Source organism: Kitasatospora sp. NPDC023385 (assembly GCF_055664045.1).
The window spans coordinates 1-17,595 of sequence record NZ_JBVOOL010000030.1; the positions used below are offsets into that span (position 1 = coordinate 1).

The 17,595-nt window shown below is 71.0% G+C and carries 11 protein-coding genes; 2 read left to right on the top strand and 9 right to left on the bottom strand.

Annotated features, from left to right (window positions below; all coding sequences use genetic code 11):
• Window positions 1-338: 338 nt before the first annotated feature.
• The 9 genes from AC0B61_RS31265 to eccD all read right to left on the bottom strand — a co-directional run bounded on the left by AC0B61_RS31265 (window position 339) and on the right by eccD (window position 11,377).
• The gene (locus AC0B61_RS31265) at window positions 339-2,024 is read right to left on the bottom strand and encodes a ribonuclease J (RefSeq protein ID WP_471744924.1); all 1,686 of its coding nucleotides are present in this window, start codon (window positions 2,022-2,024) and stop codon (window positions 339-341) included.
• 170 nt (window positions 2,025-2,194) lie between these two features.
• On the bottom strand, window positions 2,195-3,094 hold the full coding sequence (gene dapA, locus AC0B61_RS31270) for a 4-hydroxy-tetrahydrodipicolinate synthase (protein ID WP_471744926.1): 900 nt from the start codon (window positions 3,092-3,094) through the stop codon (window positions 2,195-2,197).
• A gap of 228 nt (window positions 3,095-3,322) precedes the next feature.
• The gene (gene thyX, locus AC0B61_RS31275; protein WP_471744928.1) at window positions 3,323-4,054 is read right to left on the bottom strand and encodes an FAD-dependent thymidylate synthase; all 732 of its coding nucleotides are present in this window, start codon (window positions 4,052-4,054) and stop codon (window positions 3,323-3,325) included.
• A complete protein-coding gene (locus AC0B61_RS31280) occupies window positions 4,051-4,509 on the bottom strand; it encodes a tetratricopeptide repeat protein (protein ID WP_471744930.1) in 459 nt (152 codons plus the stop codon). The genes thyX and AC0B61_RS31280 overlap by 4 nt, the downstream gene beginning before the upstream one ends.
• 7 nt (window positions 4,510-4,516) lie before the next feature.
• Window positions 4,517-5,263, bottom strand: a complete 747-nt coding sequence (gene dapB / locus AC0B61_RS31285; RefSeq protein WP_471744932.1) for a 4-hydroxy-tetrahydrodipicolinate reductase — start codon at window positions 5,261-5,263, stop codon at window positions 4,517-4,519.
• Between the two features lie 14 nt (window positions 5,264-5,277).
• A complete protein-coding gene (locus AC0B61_RS31290) occupies window positions 5,278-6,630 on the bottom strand; it encodes a M16 family metallopeptidase (protein ID WP_471744934.1) in 1,353 nt (450 codons plus the stop codon).
• Between the two features lie 121 nt (window positions 6,631-6,751).
• On the bottom strand, window positions 6,752-8,959 hold the full coding sequence (locus AC0B61_RS31295) for a polyribonucleotide nucleotidyltransferase (protein WP_471744936.1): 2,208 nt from the start codon (window positions 8,957-8,959) through the stop codon (window positions 6,752-6,754).
• Window positions 8,960-9,415: 456 nt separating this feature from the next.
• Window positions 9,416-9,706: a 30S ribosomal protein S15 gene (gene rpsO / locus AC0B61_RS31300; RefSeq protein WP_030245440.1), complete on the bottom strand. Its 291-nt coding sequence runs from the start codon at window positions 9,704-9,706 to the stop codon at window positions 9,416-9,418.
• A gap of 210 nt (window positions 9,707-9,916) precedes the next feature.
• On the bottom strand, window positions 9,917-11,377 hold the full coding sequence (gene eccD / locus AC0B61_RS31305; protein ID WP_471744938.1) for a type VII secretion integral membrane protein EccD: 1,461 nt from the start codon (window positions 11,375-11,377) through the stop codon (window positions 9,917-9,919).
• 374 nt (window positions 11,378-11,751) lie between these two features.
• Here eccD and eccCa point away from each other — a divergent pair, with 374 nt between their 5' ends.
• Both eccCa and AC0B61_RS31315 read left to right on the top strand, forming a co-directional pair.
• Window positions 11,752-15,693 carry a type VII secretion protein EccCa gene (gene eccCa / locus AC0B61_RS31310; protein WP_471744940.1) on the top strand — a complete coding sequence of 1,314 codons (3,942 nt, stop codon included), beginning with the start codon at window positions 11,752-11,754 and terminating at the stop codon, window positions 15,691-15,693.
• 469 nt (window positions 15,694-16,162) lie between these two features.
• Window positions 16,163-17,566, top strand: coding sequence for an APC family permease (locus tag AC0B61_RS31315; RefSeq protein ID WP_471744942.1), 1,404 nt, complete (start codon window positions 16,163-16,165; stop codon window positions 17,564-17,566).
• Window positions 17,567-17,595: the final 29 nt, after the last annotated feature.

Genomic DNA, 17,595 nt, shown 5'->3' on the forward strand with positions numbered 1-17,595 from the left:
GCGTTGACTTTTGGCACGCTGTTGAGTTCTCAAGGAACGGACGCTTCCTTCGGACCGCCTTCCAGCGGAACCTCCGGGCTTCGTTCTTTCGTGTTTCCAGCTTATCAGATGTTTTCCACTCCGTTTTCCGGAGTTTCATTCATCGGATTTGGCTTTCGCCTTTCGGCGCTCCCGAACTCTACCAGAGTTTCTCGGGCCGTTTTCCGCGGTCGTTCTCGAATTCAGATTCGAGCCCGTTCCGCGGGGCCGTCCCGTGGGGCAACCCGGAGAACACTACGCACCGGGTCGCCCCACGTCAAACCAGCCTCAGCCCGGCCTCGGCCGGGGACGAACGAGCGTCAGAGCTCGACGACGACCGGCAGGATCATCGGCCGGCGGCGGTAGTTGTCCGCGACCCACTTGCCGATGGTCCGGCGGACCAGCTGCTGCACCTGGCGGGGCTCCAGCACTCCGTCGCCGGCCGAGCGGTCCAGGGCCTCCTGGAGCTTGGCGACCACCGGAACGAAGGCGTTGTCGTCGATGCCGGAGCCGCGCGCCTGGATGGTCGGGGCGCCGACGATCTTGCCGTTGGTCGAGTCGACGGCCACGAAGACCGAGATGAAGCCCTCCTCGCCGAGGATCCTGCGGTCCTTGAGCGAGGCCTCGGTGATGTCGCCGACCGAGGCGCCGTCCACGTAGACGTATCCGGCCCGCACCTTGCCGACGATCCGGGCGACGCCGCCCTCCAGGTCGACGCAGACGCCGTCCTCGGCGATCACCACGCGGTTGCGCGGCACGCCGGTGGCGATGCCCAGCTCGGCGGCGGCCCGCAGGTGGCGCCACTCGCCGTGCACCGGCATCAGGTTGCGCGGCTTGCAGATGTTGAAGAAGTAGAGCAGTTCACCGGCCGAGGCGTGCCCGGAGACGTGCACCTTGGCGTTGCCCTTGTGCACGACCTTGGCGCCCCAGCGGGTCAGGCCGTTGATCACCCGGTAGACGGCGTTCTCGTTGCCCGGGATCAGCGAGGACGCCAGGACGACGGTGTCGCCCTCGACGATGCGGATCTGGTGGTCGCGGTTGGCCATCCGGGACAGCGCGGCCATCGGCTCGCCCTGCGAACCGGTACAGATCAGCACGACCTCCTTGTCCGGGAGGTCGTCCAGCTGCTTGACGTCGACGATCAGGTTGCCGGGGACCTTCAGGTAGCCGAGGTCGCGCGCGATGCCCATGTTGCGGACCATCGAGCGGCCGACGAAGGCGACCTTGCGCTTGTACTCGTGCGCGGCGTCCAGCACCTGCTGGATGCGGTGCACGTGGCTGGCGAAGGAGGCGACGATGATGCGCTTGTCCGCGTTCGCGAAAACGTTTCGCAGAGCCGCCGAGATGTCCCGCTCGTGCGGGATGAAGCCGGGGACCTCGGCGTTGGTGGAGTCCACCAGCAGCAGGTCCATGCCCTCCTCCGCCAGCTTGGCGAAGGTCGGCAGGTCGGTCAGGCGGCCGTCGAGCGGCAGCTGGTCCATCTTGAAGTCACCGGTGGCGACGACCATGCCGGCCGGGGTGCGGACGGCGACCGCGAGGGCGTCCGGGATGGAGTGGTTGACCGCGATGAACTCGCAGTCGAAGGGGCCGATGCGCTCGCGCTCGCCCTCCTTGACCTCCAGTACGTACGGGCGGATCCGGTGCTCGACGAGCTTGGCCTCGATCAGGGCGAGGGTCAGCTTCGAACCGATCAGCGGGATGTCCGGGTTCTCCCGCAGGAGGAAGGGGACGGCGCCGATGTGGTCCTCGTGCCCGTGGGTGAGGACGATGCCGTCGATCTTGTCGAGGCGGTCCCGGATGTAGCTGAAGTCCGGGAGGATCAGGTCCACGCCGGGCTGCTCGTCCTCGGGGAAGAGGACGCCGCAGTCGATGATCAGGATGCGGTCCCCGTACTCGAGGACCGTCATGTTGCGGCCGATCTCGCCGAGGCCGCCGAGCGGAGTGATGCGAAGGGCGCCCTCCTTGAGTGCCGGGGGCGCGCCGAGCTCGGGGTGCGGGTGGCTCAAAAGACTCTCCTCACGACGCACGCCATATGCCTGGGGTCCTCCCCCTGGAGACATATGGCGTGCGTACTCAGTGTCGTTTTCCTACTGGGTCGGTGCTTCCGCGCCTTCGGTCCGGTCCAGCGGCAGACCCCTGGAGGTCCGGCGAGCCGGGGCGCGCACGTCTTTGTCTGCTACAGGTCTACCCCGCCGGCGGCGAGATCCTGCTTCAATCGGGCAATCTCCTCGGGCGTCGCGCCGACCAGCGGCAGCCGCAACGGACCTGCCGGCAGTCCCTGCAGATCCAGTGCGGCCTTGGTCAGGATCACGCCCTGAGTCCGGAACATACCGCTGAACACCGGCAGCAGGCGCTGGTGGACGGTGGTGGCCTTGACCACATCGCCGGCGAGGTAGGCCTCGACCATGGTGCGCAGTTCACCGGCCGCCACGTGCCCGACGACGCTGACCACGCCGACGGCTCCGACGGACAGCAGCGGCAGGTTGAGGATGTCGTCGCCGGAGTACCAGGCGAGGTCGGACCGGGCGATCGCCCAGGCCGCCGCGCCGAGGTCGCCCTTGGCGTCCTTGTTGGCGACGATCCGCGGGTGCTCGCCGAGGCGAACCAGCGTCTCGTGGCTCAGCGCCACCCCGCTGCGGCCCGGGATGTCGTAGAGCATGACCGGCAGCTCGGTCGCGTCGGCGAGGGCGACGGTGTGCCGGTACAAGCCCTCCTGCGGGGGCTTGCTGTAGTACGGCGTCACGGCCAGCAGCCCGTGCGCCCCGGCCGCCAGGGCCTGCCGGGCCAGCTCGATGCTGTGGTGGGTGTCGTTGGTGCCGACGCCGGCCACCACGTGGGCGCGATCCCCGACCGCCTCCACCACGGCGCGGACCAGTCGGGCCTTCTCGGCATCGCTGGTGGTCGGGGACTCACCGGTGGTGCCGTTGACGACGAGGCCGTCGTTCCCGGAGTCGACGAGGTGCGTGGCGAGGCGCTGGGCGCCGTCGAGGTCGAGTCCGCCGTCGGCGGTGAACGGGGTGACCATCGCGGTCAGGACCCGGCCGAACGGCGTCTGGGGGGTGGAGGTCGGAGCCATGCGTCCAAAACTACTCGTAGGCGGTGGGGCGGTATCCACACCGGTCCAGGGTTCGGACAGGGTCGGCCGCGCGGGAGCGGTGGAAACAGGCGGTGAGATGGGATTCCGGTGCTGCCCGCTCGGGGGTTCGGGCAGCACCGGAATCCGTGCTCATGAATGTAGGGAGCGGCCGGAAAAGCCGCAATCCAGACATGCCAGGCACTCGGCCCGTATGCCTGTCGTCCCAGGTCAGGGGGCGACTCGGCCGTGCTTGTCGAAGGCCGCATGGGTGAGCGGCATGAGCTGGGCCCAGTGCTGCTCCATCTGCTCGGCGACCATCTCGATCTCGCGCTGCGGGAAGGACGGCACCGCCGAGTTCTCCCGCCTGGTCCGCAGCGACAGGAAGTGCATCAGCGAGCGCGAGTTGCAGGTCGCGTACATCGAGGAGAACAGGCCGACCGGCAGCACCGCGCGGGCCACCTCGCGGGCCACGCCGGCCGCCAGCATCTCCTGGTAGCGGGCGTACGCCTCGCGGTACGCGGCCTCCATCGCCCCGGTGGTGGTCCGGTGCTGCTCGGGCGTGCCCTCGTGGAACTCGTACTTGCCCGGGCGACCCTGCTGGACCAGCTTGCGGTCCTCGGCGGGGACGTAGAAGACCGGCTCCAGCTCGCGGTAGCGACCGGACTCCTCGTTGTACGACCAGCCGCTGCGGTGCCGGTGGAACTCCCGGAACACGAAGATCGGCGCGCTGATGAAGAAGGTCATCGAGTTGTGCTCGAACGGCGTGCCGTGCCGGTCGCGCATCAGGAAGTTGATCAGGCCCTTGGACTTCTCCGGGTCCTGCTGGAGCGCCTCCAGGGACTGCTCCCCCGCGGTCGAGACGCGGGCCGCCCAGATGACGTCCGAGTCGGCGGCGGCGCTGCGGACCAGCTCCACCGTCACGTCGCTGCGGAAGCTGGGGGCCGTCGGTTCGTCGCTCACGCGTTACTCCTTGCAGGTTCGGTGCTGTGCAGCTTGATGGCGTGCTGCATGGTCTTGCGGGCACGCGGGGTGTCACCGGCGTCGGCGTAGGCCACGGCGAGGCGGAAGAAGACCCGCCAGTCGCCCGGCGCCTCCTGCGCCTCGGTCCGGCGGCGGGCGAAGACCGCGTCGGCCGAGGCCCGGTCGATCCGCCCGCCGGTGGTGCGCTTCAGTTCGTCCACCGGCAGGCCGCCCTCGGCCTCCAGCTCCCGGGCGAGCCGCTCGCTGGCCCGGCCGAAGCGGACGGTCTGGCGCAGGAACCAGACGCCGATCAGCGGGATGACGAAGGCGCAGAGGCCGATGCCGATGCCGAGCGGCTTGCCGGTGGCGATCAGCTGGACGCCCTCCCCCACGCAGAGCAGGGCGACCAGCAGCAGCACGGCGGACAGGACGAAGAAGCCGGTACGGGAGGTCACGTGCGGCTCACAGGTCCAGGAAGTGTTCGAGGCCGAACGTCAGCCCGGGCGTCTCGACGACCTTGCGCACGCCCAGCAGGATGCCCGGCATGAAGCTGCTGTGGTGCAGCGAGTCGTGCCGGATGGTGAGCGTCTCGCCGGTGTCGCCGAACATCACCTGCTGGTGGGCGAGCAGGCCGCGCAGCCGGACGGCGTGCACCGGCACCCCGTCCACGTCGGCGCCGCGGGCGCCGGGCAGGCTGTGGGTGGTCGGGTCCTGCTGCGCCGGGCGGCCGGCCTCGGCGCGGGCGGCGGCGATCAGCTGCGCGGTGCGGGTGGCGGTGCCGCTGGGGGCGTCGGCCTTGCGGTCGTGGTGCAGCTCGACCACCTCGACGGACTCGAAGTACCGGGCGGCGATCTGGGAGAACTTCATGCCGAGGATCGCGCCGACGGAGAAGTTCGGGGCGATCAGCAGGCCGAGCTCCGGGGCCTGCGCCAGCCAGCCGCGGACGGTGGCGAGCCGCTCGTCCGTCCAGCCGGTGGTGCCGGTGACCACGTGGATGTCGTGGTGCAGGCAGTAGTCGAGGTTCCCCATCACCGAGTCCGGGTGGGTCAGTTCGACGGCCACCTGGGCGCCCGACTCGGTCAGCTCCTCCGGCTTCGACCCGCGGCCGAGGGCGGCGACCAGCTCCAGGTCCGGCGCGGCCTCCACCGCCTTGACCGCCTCGGAGCCGATCCGGCCCTTGGCGCCGATCACGGCGACGCGCAGCTTCATGGCGAAATGTCCTCTCACACCAGCAGATCGGCGAGCTTGGCGGCCCGCTTGTCGTTGACCGGGCCGATCAGCGCCAGCGACGGCCGGTACGCGCCCAGCACATCACGGGCCACCGCCTGGACGTCCTCCAGGGTCACGGCCGCGATCCGCTCCAGCATCTCGTCCACCGACAGGTGGTGGCCGTAGCTGAGTTCGGCCTTGCCGATCCGGTTCATCAGCGAGCCGGTGTCCTCCATGCCGAGCACGGTGGAGCCGGAGATCTGCCCGATGGCGCGCCGCAGTTCCTCCTCGGTGATGCCCTCGGCGACCACCTTGGCCAGTTCGGCGCGGCAGATCCGCAGCACCTCCTCGACCCGCTTGGGCTGGCAGCCGGCGTAGATGCCGAACAGGCCGCTGTCCGCGTAGGACGAGGAGTACGAGTAGACCGAGTACGCCAGGCCGCGCTTCTCGCGGATCTCCTGGAACAGCCGGGAGCTCATCCCGCCGCCGAGGGCCGCGTTGAGCACGCCCATCGCCCAGCGGCGCTCGTCGTGCCGCGGCACGCCGGGCACGCCCAGCACCAAGTGGGCCTGCTCGGTGGACCGGTTGAGCACCTCGACCTTGCCGGCCGTGCGCAGCGCCTTGACGCCGCGGCGGGCTTCGGCGGGGGCCGCGGTGGAGCGGGCCAGCACCGGCGCGAAGGCCTGCTCGACCTGCTTGACCAGCTTGCGGTGGTCGAGGTTGCCGGCCGCGGCGACGACCAGGTGCTCGGGCCGGTAGCGGCGGTGGTAGAAGCCGGCGATCTGGTCCCGGGTGAGCGTCCTGATGGTCTCCTGGGTGCCGAGGATCGGGCGGCCGAGCGGGCCGCTGCCGTAGATCACCTTCGCGAACAGGTCGTGCACCACGTCGCCCGGGTCGTCCTCGGCCATCGCCATCTCCTCGAGGATGACGCCGCGTTCGGCCTCCACGTCCTCGGGGCGGATCAGCGAGCCGGTGAGCATGTCGCAGACCACGTCGACGGCCAGCGGCAGGTCGGTGTCCAGGACCCGGGCGTAGTAGCAGGTGTTCTCCTTCGCGGTGAAGGCGTTCATCTCGCCGCCGACCGCGTCCAGGGCGGCCGAGATGTCCAGCGCGCTGCGCCGCTCGGTGCCCTTGAAGAGCAGGTGCTCCAAGTAGTGGGTGGCGCCGTTGAGCTGCGGGGTCTCGTCCCGCGAGCCGACGCCGACCCAGATGCCGAAGGTCGCGGAGCGCACCGTCGGCAGGGTCTCGGTGACGACCCGCAGGCCGCCGGGGAGCACGGTGCGGCGCACCGTGCCGGCGCCGTCGACGCCCTTGAGCAGGGTCCGGGTGGTGCCGGGACGCTGCGTTACCGCCGGGGCCTGCGCCACGGGGGGTACCTCCAGGGGAAACACACGTGCGGAAGGGCACGTACGGACGAAAGCGTGGACAACTGGGTGCGGCCCGCACGCCGCGAGGCGTACGGGCCGCAGGGAGTCAGCTAGCGGCGCTTCACTCGGAAGCGGCCTCGCCGTCTTCCTCGCCCTCGACGACCGGGATCAGGGAGAGCTTGCCGCGCGGGTCGATCTCGGCGATCTCGACCTGCACCTTGGCGCCGACGCCGAGGACGTCCTCGACGTTCTCCACGCGCTTGCCGCCGGCGAGCTTGCGGATCTGCGAGATGTGCAGCAGACCGTCCTTGCCCGGCATCAGCGACACGAACGCGCCGAAGGTCGTGGTCTTGACCACGGTGCCCAGGTAGCGCTCGCCGACCTCCGGCATGGTCGGGTTGGCGATCTGGTTGATCGTGGTGCGGGCGGCCTCGGCGGCCGGTCCGTCGGCGGCACCGATGTAGATGGTGCCGTCGTCCTCGATCGTGATCTCGGCGCCGGTGTCCTCCTGGATCTGGTTGATCATCTTGCCCTTGGGGCCGATGACCTCACCGATCTTGTCCACCGGGATCTTGATGGTGATGATGCGCGGCGCGTTCGGGGACATCTCGTCCGGGGAGTCGATGGCCTCGTTCATCACGTCGAGGATGTGCAGGCGGGCGTCCTTGGCCTGCTTCAGCGCGGCGGCGAGCACCGACGCCGGGATGCCGTTCAGCTTGGTGTCCAGCTGCAGGGCGGTGATGAAGTTGCGGGTACCGGCGACCTTGAAGTCCATGTCGCCGTACGCGTCCTCGGCGCCGAGGATGTCGGTCAGCGTGACGTAGTGGGTCTCGCCGTCGATCTCCTGGGAGATCAGGCCCATCGCGATGCCGGCGACGGCGGCCTTCAGCGGCACACCGGCGTTCAGCAGCGACATGGTCGAGGCGCAGACCGAGCCCATCGAGGTGGAGCCGTTGGAGCTGAGCGCCTCGGACACCTGGCGGATGGCGTACGGGAAGTCCTCGCGCGAGGGCAGCACGGGCAGGATGGCCCGCTCGGCCAGCGCGCCGTGGCCGATCTCGCGGCGCTTGGGCGAGCCCACGCGGCCGGTCTCGCCGACGGAGTACGGCGGGAAGTTGTAGTTGTGCATGTAGCGGCGGCGCGTCTCCGGGGAGAGCGTGTCCAGCTGCTGCTCCATGCGCAGCATGTTCAGCGTGGTGACACCCAGGATCTGGGTCTCGCCGCGCTCGAACAGGGCCGAGCCGTGCACCCGCGGGATGGCCTCGACCTCGGCGGCCAGGGTGCGGATGTCGGTGACGCCGCGGCCGTCGATGCGGATCTTGTCCGTGATGACGCGCTGGCGGACGATCTTCTTGGTCAGCGCGTTGTAGGCGGCGCTGATCTCCTTCTCGCGGCCCTCGAACTCGGGGAGCAGCTTCTCGGCGGCCAGCGCCTTGACGCGGTCCAGCTCGTTGTTGCGCTCCTGCTTGCCCGGGATGGTGAGGGCCTGGGCGAGCTCGTCCTTGACGGCGGCGGTCAGCGCGGCGAGGACGTCGTCCTGGTAGTCCAGGAAGACCGGGAACTCGCCGGTCGGCTTGGCGGCCTGGGCGGCCAGCTTCGACTGCGCGGCGCAGAGCACCTTGATGAACGGCTTGGCGGCGTCCAGACCGGAGGCGACGACCTCCTCGGTCGGTGCCTCGGCGCCGCCCTCGACCAGCTTGATGGTCTTGTCGGTGGCCTCGGCCTCGACCATCATGATCGCGACGTCGCCGTCCGGCAGGACGCGGCCGGCGACGACCATGTCGAAGACGGCCGACTCCAGCTCGCTGTGGGTCGGGAAGGCGACCCACTGGCCGTTGATCAGCGCGACGCGCACGCCGCCGATCGGGCCGGAGAACGGCAGGCCCGCCAGCTGGGTGGAGGCGGAGGCGGCGTTGATCGCGACCACGTCGTACAGGTGGTCGGGGTTGAGCGCCATCACGGTGACGACGACCTGGACCTCGTTGCGCAGGCCCTTGACGAAGGACGGGCGCAGCGGGCGGTCGATCAGGCGGCAGGTGAGGATCGCGTCCTCGGAGGGCCGGCCCTCACGACGGAAGAACGAGCCGGGGATGCGGCCCGCGGCGTACATCCGCTCCTCGACGTCCACGGTCAGCGGGAAGAAGTCGAAGTGCTCCTTCGGCTGCTTGGACGCGCTGGTGGCCGACAGCACCATGGTGTCGTCGTCCAGGTAGGCCACGGCGGAGCCGGCGGCCTGACGGGCCAGACGGCCGGTCTCGAAGCGGATGGTACGGGTGCCGAAGGAACCGTTGTCGATCACGGCTTCGGCGTAGAACACGTTCTCTTCCACCTGGAAGATCTCCTCTTTCGTACGTCTCCGGGAGAGCGTCCCCGCGTGCTGCTGCCTGCCGGTTGGCCCTGGGCCCTCGTCAGGGAGGGCGGCAGTCGGGCCGGTCTTCGATCGAAGCCCCCGGAGTGCCCCGCTCGGTCTGCGGGGGTTCCGACGGCCACTACCGAGGACCGGCGCCTCACGGCTGCCGGGCCGGAAGGGCGGTCCGCGTCTGGACGCTCTCTCGGATGCGGGCGGCTTCCGTTTGAAGCCTTCGTCCCGCTGGGGTTCGGGTCCTCGTGCCCGGGTGGCGCGCTGGTGCGCCATCACCCGGCATGCCCACAACCCTACGGTGCAATCCTCGGCCACCTGGGGAGGTGCGCGCGAGTTGTTATGTGCGGGCGCCGCGGCTCAGCGGCCGCGGCATACGCGCGAGGGGCGGCTCCCCGGTGTGGGGAGCCGCCCCGAGCGGCGTGGTCAGCGGGCGCCGCCGGCGGCACCGCGACGGATGCCCAGGCGGTCGACGAGCGTACGGAAGCGCTCGATGTCCTTCTTGGCCAGGTACTGCAGCAGGCGGCGGCGCTGGCCGACCAGGATCAGCAGGCCACGACGCGAGTGGTGGTCGTGCTTGTGCAGCTTGAGGTGCTCGGTCAGGTCCGAGATGCGACGGGAGAGCATGGCCACCTGGACCTCGGGGGAGCCGGTGTCGCCCTCCTTCTGGCCGAACTCGGCGATGATCTGCTTCTTGACGTCAGAGGCGAGAGCCACTGCAACTCCTTCGGGTCTACCGAGCGGTCCTGGTCGACAGCACAGGACTCATCGAGAACTCGGTGTGAGCGCGGCCTGCGTCCTGCGGCCCCCGAGGGGGCGGCGGGCACACGGCTGCGCTCGAAGGCCAAGCGTACCAGCGCCGCCCACCCCGCCCGTCGGCGGGTCCGGCGGGCGGCACGGGCGGCGGCACGAGGGGCGTCGGAGGGGTCAGCCGGTGGCCCCGCGGACCAGCCGGTAGACGTCCAGGACGGCGAGCGCCAGCGGGACGAGCGAGATCAGGGTGAGGCTGTCGACCAGGTCCAGGATGCGCCCCCAGAACGGGGAGACGCCGAGCCGGGGCACCACCAGGGCGATCGCGATGAGCAGCGCGGCGCCGAAGGCGATCGAGACGGTCATCCAGACGGTGCGCAGGTCGAGCTGGGTGGTGGAGCCGGCCACCCGCAGGAAGAACTGCGGGGTGTGCAGGGACAGCCCGACGATCAGCAGGCACAGGCCGAGCAGGCCCGCCACGGTGAGGCTGAGGACCTGCGCGGTGTAGCGGAACAGCCGGGCGCGCAGCATGGCGGCCAGGCCCAGGGCGAGCGCGAGCAGTTCCGGGAAGGTCTCGTCGGTGAAGCCGAGGACGGCGCAGGCGCCGACCACGACCGCGGCGCAGCCGCCGACCAGGCCGACCAGCGCCTCGTGGCCGCGACGGGCCTGGTGGGCGATCTTCTCGTACTGGACGGCCTCGGCGCGCTCGGCCTCCTCGTCGTAGTCGCGGCTGCGGGTGCGGGTCTGGCCGGGGGCGCTGAAGCCGACCGGCAGCCGGGCGAAGCGGGCGGAGAGGCCGGGCAGGAAGCCGACGGCGGCGACGGCGGCGACGCCGGTGACGGCGGCGATGTGGCCGGCCGGGGTGCCGGGCATCAGGACGGCGGCGAAGGTGGCGAGCGCGCCGGCGGTGGCGACCAAGGCGGCGGCGACGAACACCGCGTCCTTCTCGGGCAGCAGGCCGGACAGCAGGACGGCGACCACCAGGACGCAGACGCAGCCGGCCAGGAACTGGAGCCGGCCGGGGCCGTCCCACGGGTGGGCGACGGCGATGATGCCGCTGCCGCCGATCATGGCGTGCGGCAGCGCGCCGAGGCCGAGGGCGAGGGCGGCGTGGGCGTCCTGGTAGACCCGGGCGCGGACGCCGGCCAGCGCGGTCAGCACGACGGCGGTGACGCCGGCCAGGACGCCGGGCAGGCCGTGCATGTCGTGGCGCAGGTCGGAGAACCAGAGCGCGAAGCCGAGCAGGGTGAGCAGCACCCCGGCGCCGATCAGGCCGAAGCCGCGCATCAGCTCGGCGGTCCAGAACCGGCGGTCGGCCTCGACGGCGCTGGCGATGGCGTCGGCGACGTCGTCGTAGACGGCCGGCGGGAGGGACTCGGCGAAGGGGCGCAGCGCGAGCAGGTCGCCGTCGCGGACCTGCTGGGCGGCCAGCGGCAGGCCGCTGTCGAGGACGGTGCCGTCGCGGCGGACCAGGTGGAAGCCGGTGGGGGTGCCCTCGGGCTGGCTCTGGTTGGCCAGCCGCAGCACCTCGGGGTACACGTCCGCGAGTGGGATGTCCTCGGGCAGGGCGACGTCGATCCGGCGGTCCGGGGCGACGACCGTCACCCGGCAGTAGCCGGTCGCGGTGGCATTGCTCATGCCCCCACCTCGATCCTTCGACGCACTTGGCGCTCCCCCTTGTTGACGGTGCCGAGGCCCGGCGGCGCTCGGTGTGGCTGTGGAACCGGCCCGGCCGGGCCGCGAGTTGGCGCGGCGTTACCCTACCGGTTCGGTTCGTGCCCGGCGGCGGTGCGGGTCGGGTGCCGGGGCCGGTGCGGCGGCGGTGCGGAGTCCGTACCGGCCGGGGCCTGGCGGGCGGTACGGGAGCGACCGTTAGGATCGGCGCCTGCGCGAAGCTGCGGGGGTTGCGCTGTGTGGGGCGTCCTCAGCCGCCGGATCCCCGTACGGACCGTACGCAGTCGCGTGAGGGCTGATGCCGAAGTGATCGATCGACGCCGCGGGGTGGATGACACATGGGTGTGATCACGGTCAAGCGACCGGCCAGGGCGTATCCGCCCACGGTGCCGGACGAGCCGGTGGAGCTGGTGAGCCCGCCCGAACTGCCCAGGCAGGGCGGCGAGGACTGGCTGATGAGCATCCTGCCGATGCTCGGCATGGGCGGTTCGGCGGTGTTCTTCTTCTCGCCCGGCGCGGCCGCCCCGATGAAGGTCATGGGCGGTCTGATGATCGCCTCGACGGTCGGCATGGTGCTGGCACAGATCGTGCGGGCCCGCAAGGGCGGCTCGACCGCGATGGCGGACGAGCGGCGCGACTACCTGAAGTACCTGCAGCAGACGCGCCGCCAGGTGCGCCGCACGGCGGAGAGCCAGCGCGGCGCGCTGCTGTTCCTGAACCCGGCGCCGGACCAGCTGTGGTCGATCGTCGAGGACGGGCGGCGGCTGTGGGAGCGGCGCACCGGGGACGGCGACTTCGCGCAGATCCGGGTGGGCCTAGGACCGGTGCAGCTGTCCACCCCGCTGGTGGCGCCGCAGACCGCGCCGATGGACGAGCTGGAGCCGATGTCGTCGGCCGCGATGCACTCCTTCCTGAAGGCGCACGGCACCCTGCAGGACCTGCCGCTCGCGGTGTCGCTGCGGGCCTTCTACCACATCACGGTGTGCGGGGAGCCGGACGCGGTGTACGGCAACGTGCGCGCGATGATCGCCCAGTTGACCACCCTGCACTCGCCGGACGACCTGATGGTGGCGGTCGCCGCCGCGCCCGGTGCGGCCGAGGAGTGGGACTGGGCCAAGTGGCTCCCGCACAACCAGCACCGCAAGGAGGCCGACGGCGCGGGCTCGCGCCGGCTGTTCGCCTCCGACCTGGGCGAGCTGGAGCACCTGCTGCAGGACGAGCTGGCCGGGCGCCAGCGGTTCGTCCGGGACGCGGCGCCCGCGGCCGACCAGCCGCACCTGGTGGTGGTCATGGACGGCGCCGGGGTGCCGCACGACTCGCTGCTGGCGAGTTCGGAGGGCGTCCAGGGCGTGACGGTCATCGAAGTGGTCCCGGGCGAGGTGGACGAGCCCAGCGGGCACCTGATGGTGACGGTGAACTCCGAGGAGCTGGTCCTGCGTTCGGCCTCCGGCGCGACCTACACCGGCAAGCCGGACCTGCTCTCGGTGTGGCAGTCCGAGGCGCTGGCGCGGCAGTTGGCGCCGTACCGGGTCTCGGCCGGCGGGGACGACGAGCCGCTGCTGTCCAACCTCGACTTCACCGACATGATGAACTCGGGCGATCCGGGCTCCTTCGACGTGAACCGCAGCTGGCGCCAGCGGGCCCAGCACGAGCGGATGCGGGTGCCGATCGGGGTCGGTGCCAACGGCGAGCACGTCTACCTGGACATCAAGGAGGCCGCGCTGGAGGGCATGGGCCCGCACGGCCTGTGCGTGGGCGCGACCGGTTCCGGCAAGTCGGAGCTGCTGCGCACCCTGGTGCTGGCGCTGGCGATGACGCACTCCTCGGAGATCCTGAACTTCGTCCTCGCCGACTTCAAGGGCGGTGCGACCTTCTCCGGCATGGCGGACATGCCGCACACCTCCGCGGTGATCACCAACCTGGAGGGCGAGCTCACCCTGGTCGACCGCATGCGCGACGCGATCGAGGGCGAGCTGCACCGCCGCCAGGAGCTGCTGCGCTCGGCGGGCAACTACGCCAACATCCACGAGTACGAGCGGGCCCGGGCGGCCGGCGCGGCGCTGGACCCGCTGCCCTCGCTGGTGCTGATCATCGACGAGTTCTCCGAACTCCTCACCGCCAAGCCGGACTTCATCGAGATGTTCATCCAGATCGGCCGGATCGGCCGGTCGCTGGGCGTGCACCTGCTGCTGGCCTCGCAGCGCCTGGAGGAGGGCAAGCTGCGCGGCCTGGACACCTACCTCTCGTACCGGATCGGTCTGCGCACCTTCTCGGCGGCCGAGTCGCGGGCGGCGATCGGCGTGCCGGACGCCTACCACCTGCCGCCGGTGCCGGGGGTCGGCTACCTCAAGTTCGGCGAGGACGTGATGGACCGGTTCAAGGCCGCCTACGTCTCGGGGCCGTACCGCGCGCCGGGGCAGCAGCGGTCGACCGGCGGGCGGCGGGTCGCCGCGCGCCCGGTGGAGTTCACCGCGGCCTTCGTGGACCTGCCGGACCTGGTGGAGGAGGAGGTGCCCCAGGTACCGGAGCAGGACGACGCGCTGGTGGACACCGTGCTGGACGTGTTCGTCCAGCGGATGACCGGCCAGGGCCCGGCCGCGCACCAGGTGTGGCTGCCGCCGCTGGAGGAGGCGCCGAGCATGGACCACCTGCTGCCGCCGCTGCAGGTGGCGCCGGAGCGCGGGCTGACCGCCCCCGGCTATCCGGTGGGCCGGCTCCGGGTGCCGATCGGCATCGTGGACAAGCCGCGCGAGCAGAAGACGGACATCCTGGAGGTCGACTACGCGGGGGCGGCCGGCCACGGCCTGGTCGTGGGCGGCCCGCGCTCGGGCAAGTCGACGGTGGTGCGCACCACGGTGGCCTCGTTCGCGCTCACCCACACCCCGCTGGAGGTGCAGTTCTACCTGCTCGACTTCGGCGCGGGCAGCTTCCAGTCGCTGGCCGGGCTGCCGCACGTCGGCGGGGTGGCCGGGCGCCTGGACGTGGACAAGGTGCGCCGGATGGTCTCCGAGGTGCACGGGGTGATGAACCGGCGCGAGGAGCTGTTCCGGGTCGCCGGGATCGACACCATCGGCACCTACCGGGCCCGCCGGGCGGCCGGCGGCCTGCCGGACGAGGCCTTCGGTGACGTGTTCCTGGTGATCGACGGCTGGAACACCTTCAAGCAGGAGTTCGAGGGCCTGGAGCCGGTGATCGGCGACATCGCGCAGCGCGGCCTCGGCTACGGCGTCCACCTGGTCGTCACCGCGGCCCGGTACGCGGAGGTCCGCCCGGCGCTGAAGGACCTGCTGCAGAACCGCACCGAGCTGAAGCTCGGCGACGCGATGGAGTCCGAGGTGGACCGCCGGGTGGCGCAGAACGTCCCGCCGCAGGCCGGGCGCGGCATCACCGCGGACCGGCTGCACTTCCTGTCCGGCCTGCCGCGCCTGGACGGCTCCTCGTCGGTGGACGACCTGCAGGAGGGCGTGTCCGGGCTGGTCGGCGCCGTCGACGGGGCGTGGGCCGGCCCGCGCGCCCCGCAGGTGCGGATGCTGCCGGCCGTCCTGGACGGGTACTCGCTGCCGAAGGGCTTCGAGCACCCGGAGCGCGGCGTGGCCTTCGGCGTGGACGAGGCGGAGCTGTCCCCGCTCTTCGTCAACTTCGAGACCGACCCGCTGTTCATCGTCTTCGGCGACACCGAGTCGGGGAAGTCGGCGCTGCTGCGGATGCTGGTCAAGCAGATCACCGAGCGCTACTCGTCGGACCAGGCGGGCATCGTGGTCGGCGACTACCGGCGCGCACTGCTGGGCACGGTGCCGCCGGAGTACCTGGTGGAGTACGCGGCCGCGCAGCCGGCGATGTCGGCCATCGTGGAGATGCTCCGCGGAGCCTGCTCCCGCCGCCTGCCGGGCCCGGACGTGACCGCCGAGCAGCTGCGCAACCGCAGCTGGTACAGCGGCAAGGACATGTTCGTGATCGTCGACGACTACGAGCTGGTCGCGACGAGTTCGGGCAACCCGCTGGCGCCGCTGGCCGAGTTCCTGCCGTTCGCCCGGGACATCGGCCTGCGGGTGATCGTGGCCCGCAGCGCGGGCGGTGCCGGGCGTTCGCTGTACGAGCCGGTGCTGCAGCGCATGCGCGAGCTGGGCGGCCAGGGCGTGATCCTGTCCGGCAACCGGGACGAGGGCGCGCTGCTGGGGACGGTCCGGCCGCAGGCGCTGCCGCCGGGGCGCGGGGTGTTCGTGTCACGCCGTGCGACCAACGGGCAGATGGTCCAGACGGGCTGGCTGCCGGTGGCGTAGCCGCGCCGCCTGTCACGGACGGTGATCGAAGGGGTCGGACTTCGCGAGTCCGGCCCCTTCGGCGTCCCAGGTGCCGAAACGTTACCTAGATCTTTCCGGGGCGTTGCTGCGGTTCCCGTACCCGGTGGGGGAGTTGTGGTGGCGTTCGGGGAGCGCCTGGGCGTAGCGCCGTCCACCGGGACTATGGCCTTTGAATGTCAGCCTTCAACGCTTTGTTTACCTTTGATTCATTCGCGATGCGGCCAAAGTAGCAAGTCGGACAAACCGCGCAATGACCGAACGTGATCATCGGATCGCATGTTTATGCCGTTCGCCGCAACGGATTCCGAAGCAGTTCCGACGTTGACGCAATCAATACGCCCAAGGTTCCATTGCGGCCCGGGAGCGACTGGACCAGAACCCGAGCGACCAGCCAGCGGAGGCGATACCGCTCCCACTCCAGGACCGCACAGAGCCGATCGGAAGCCACATGACCGACACGCTTCGCCCGCCACAGACCGTAGCCGCCCAGGCGGCCGGGGCGGCCGCGCCCCAGCAGCTCAAGCGCTCGATCGGCGTGGTGGGCGGCACACTGCTCACGCTGTCCTGCGTCACCCCGGCGTCGACGCTCTTCGTGATCGTGCCCGAGCTGTTCTCCAGCATCGGCAGCGCCACCGCCCTGGCCATCGCCATCGGCACCGTGCTGTGCGTCGCCGTCGCGTTCTGCTACTCCGAGCTCGGCACCCTGATCCCCAGCGCCGGCGGCGAGTACGCCATGGTCGGCACCCTGGCCGGCCGGTTCATGGGCTGGCTGGTCTTCGTGCTCTCGCTGATCGTGGTGATGATCGTCCCCTCGGTCATCGCCCTCGGCACCGCCGACTACCTCGCGCCCGTCATGCACCTCGACAAGGCCATGACCGGCGCCGCCGTGATGCTCGCCGCCACTCTGGCCGGCCTGCTCGACCTGCGCGCCAACGCCTGGATCACCGGCGTCTTCCTGGTCCTGGAGGTCATCGCGGCCGGCGTCGTCTCGGTGCTCGGCTTCGCCCACGCCAACAGCCACGCCCCCAGCCTGCTGCACGGCGTGGTCGCCGGGGACGGCGGTGCCACCACCACGGTGAGCATCGGCGCCATCGTCGGCGCACTCGGCATCGCCCTGTTCATCACCCAGGGCTTCTCCACCGCCGTCTACCTGTCCGAGGAGCTGGAGAACCCCCGCCGCAACGTCTCGCGCACCGTGCTGTGGACGCTCGGCATCTCCTCCGCGGTCATCCTGGTCCCGGTCGTCGCCATCACCGTCGGCGCCCCCGACCTGCAGACCCTCACCTCCGGCGACATCTCCGGCATGGTCACCGCCTGGAGCAACTCCGCGGTCGGCACCTTCATCAGCCTCTGCGTCGCGCTGGCCATCATCAACGCCGGCATCGTCATGGTCATCCAGAACTCCCGGGTGCTGTTCGCCTCCGCCCGCGACAAGGCCTGGCCCGCGCCGGTCAACAAGGCCTTCGGTACCCTCGGCCGGTTCGGCTCCCCGTGGGTCGCCACCCTGGCCGTCGGCCTGCCCGGCGCCGCGCTCTGCTTCGTCAAGGGCGAACTGCTGAGCAACATCACCGGCGTCGCCGTCACCGGGATGTACCTGCTGGTCGCGATCGCCGCGCTGCTCTCCCGCCGCGCCCACCACAAGCACGCCGCCGCCTGGCGGATGCCGCTGTGGCCGGCCGTCCCGGTGGTGCTGATCGCCGTCCTGGTCTACGTGATGACCAAGCTGGACACCGAGCCCCTGCTGTGGACCGGCGGCATCACCGCCGCCGCCAGCCTCTACTGGCTGCTCTACCTGCGCCCCCGGCAGGCCACCCGCTGGGTGATCAGCCTCCCCGAGGACCAGCAGTCCTGACCCCCACCCCTCCCCCACACGGCGGTGCC

Excerpts from the sequence above, each read along its gene's own strand:
- dapA (WP_471744926.1), bottom strand. The coding sequence starts at position 3,094 with ATGGCTCCGACCTCCACCCCCCAGACGCCGTTCGGCCGGGTCCTGACC.
- dapB (WP_471744932.1), bottom strand. The coding sequence starts at position 5,263 with ATGAAGCTGCGCGTCGCCGTGATCGGCGCCAAGGGCCGGATCGGCTCC.
- eccD (WP_471744938.1), bottom strand. The coding sequence starts at position 11,377 with ATGAGCAATGCCACCGCGACCGGCTACTGCCGGGTGACGGTCGTCGCC.
- eccCa (WP_471744940.1), top strand. The coding sequence starts at position 11,752 with ATGGGTGTGATCACGGTCAAGCGACCGGCCAGGGCGTATCCGCCCACG.
- AC0B61_RS31315 (WP_471744942.1), top strand. The coding sequence starts at position 16,163 with ATGACCGACACGCTTCGCCCGCCACAGACCGTAGCCGCCCAGGCGGCC.